The following is a 1,095-nucleotide window of genomic DNA, read 5'->3' as shown; positions in this document are numbered from 1 at the left end:
TTCGTGGTCCCTGGATACTCTTCCTTCAAGCCAATCTGCGACAGGCGACGGTTAGCGATGAACTTGAGGTAGTCCTCCATCATCGCCGCATTCATCCCCAACACCCCGCGCGGCATGGTGTCGCGAGCGTATTCAATCTCCAGCTGCGTGCCCTGCAGAATCATCTGGGTCGCTTCTTCCTTCATCCCGGCATCCCACAAGTGTGGGTTTTCGATTTTGATCTGGTTGATCACATCGATACCGAAGTTCAGGTGCATTGATTCATCGCGCAGGATGTATTGGAACTGCTCGGCCACGCCGGTCATTTTGTTGCGCCGACCCATGGACAGGATCTGGGTGAAGCCGCAGTAGAAGAAGATGCCTTCCAGGACGCAGTAGTAGGCGACCAGGTTGCGCAGCAGCTCTTTGTCGGTGTCGACGGTGCCGGTTTCGAATTTCGGGTCGGAGATGGCGCGGGTGTATTTCAGGCCCCAGGCTGCCTTTTTGGCGACCGATGGGATCTCGTGGTACATGTTGAAGATCTCGCCTTCATCCATGGCCAGCGATTCGATGCAGTATTGGTAGGCGTGGGTGTGGATCGCCTCTTCGAAGGCCTGGCGCAGGATGTACTGGCGGCACTCCGGGTTGGTGATCAGGCGGTACACGGCCAGGACCAAGTTGTTGGCGACCAACGAATCAGCCGTGGAGAAGAAGCCCAGGTTGCGCATGACGATGCGACGTTCGTCGTCGGTCAGGCCTTCGGGGTCTTTCCACAGGGCGATGTCGGCGGTCATGTTGACCTCTTGCGGCATCCAGTGGTTGGCGCAGCCGTCGAGGTATTTCTGCCAGGCCCAGTCGTACTTGAAGGGCACGAGTTGGTTGAGGTCGGCGCGGCAGTTGATCATGCGCTTTTCGTCGACGGCGACGCGGGCGGCAGCACCTTCCAACTCGGCGAGGCCTTCGGCGACATCGAGTTTGTCCAGGGCGGCCTTGGCGCGCACGATAGCGGCGGAGTCGTTAGCGGTGACGGCGCGGGCTTCGATGGCGGCGGCAGCGCCGGCACCGTCGAGGCGGTCCATGTTGGCTTCGGTGGCGTGGCCGGCGTTGGCGCCTTTG

The 1,095-nt window shown here is 60.3% G+C and carries 1 protein-coding gene; it reads right to left on the bottom strand.

The genetic code is table 11. The features are described 5' to 3' along the window. The coding region (locus AAEZ06_RS26845) for a ribonucleotide-diphosphate reductase subunit beta (protein WP_350617096.1) at nucleotides 1-1,058 on the bottom strand (1,058 nt) is incomplete at its 3' end. Nucleotides 1,059-1,095 lie beyond the last annotated feature (37 nt).

The sequence above is a fragment of the Pseudomonas sp. HY7a-MNA-CIBAN-0227 genome (assembly GCF_040310325.1).
Classification (GTDB): Bacteria; Pseudomonadota; Gammaproteobacteria; order Pseudomonadales; family Pseudomonadaceae; genus Aquipseudomonas.
Note: the sequence above shows the minus strand (reverse complement) of the source record. Positions and strands in the feature narration are given on the sequence as shown.